The following is a 1,022-nucleotide window of genomic DNA, read 5'->3' on the forward strand; positions in this document are numbered from 1 at the left end:
TCCCTATACCGATCCAGTGCCGAATTGGGCCAACTCCAGGCTGATGATGGTCAAGCTGAAGCCGGCACAACCGAAATAATCCTCCCAACGCCGGCGCGAGTGTTGCGCGCCGGCCTCCTAATCGACGGGCATGTGGCATGTCCGTCGATCCTTTCCACTTGATGAAGGGAACCAGAGAGGAACCACCGCCCTATGACGTCCTATCTCATCTTTGTGCTGAAGCGGTTCGGTCAGTTTCTGCTCGTTGTATTTCTCGGCGTGACGATAACATTCTTCGTCACCCACCTGACCCCGATCGATCCGGTCGAAGAAAGCATAGGCGCCATCACCCAGATGGGGCAGTCCGATCCGAATGCGATCGAACTGATGCGTCAGTCGCTTCGCGAGCTTTACGGAATGGAGGGTTCGATCTGGCAGCAATACCTGCATTTCTGGCTTCGGCTAGCCACAGGTGATCTCGGTCCGTCGCTGTCGGCATTTCCGACGCCCGTTTCCACCATCATCCTGCGGTCCCTGCCCTGGACCATCGGGTTGATGACGGTGTCGACCATCATCACCTTTGTGCTCGGCAATGCGATCGGCGCGCTCGCCGGCTATTACCGCAAGGACATGGTGCTGAAGGCCGTCAGCCTCGTCTTCATCGCCCTGCTTCCCATTCCCTATTACATTCTGGCCTTCGTGCTTTTGATTGTGTTCGGCTATCTCTGGCCGGTGCTGCCGATCAATGGCGGCTACGAGATGAACGCCAATCTGGACCTCTCCTTCGCTTTGGTCTTCGATATCCTGAAACATTCGATTCTGCCGGCCTTGTCGCTGATCATGGTCGGAGCCGGCAGCTGGCTGATCGGGATGCGCGCGCTCGTTTCCAACATCATCACCGAGGATTATGTCGTCTTCGCCGAGCTTGGTGGCGTTCCGAAGCGAAAGATTCTGCGCTCCTATATCGCCCGCAATGCCATGGTGCCGCAGTTCACCGGGCTTGCCATGTCGCTCGGCGCGATCTTCAACGGCACGGTCATCAC

1 protein-coding gene is annotated in these 1,022 nt (G+C 57.4%); it reads left to right on the forward strand.

What is annotated here, in order from left to right:
* Positions 1-192: 192 nt before the first annotated feature.
* On the forward strand, positions 193-1,022 hold an 830-nt coding region (locus AC1ECN_RS38545), incomplete at its 3' end, for an ABC transporter permease (RefSeq protein ID WP_477956066.1).

The organism is Rhizobium sp. 01N447_2 (assembly GCF_056399245.1).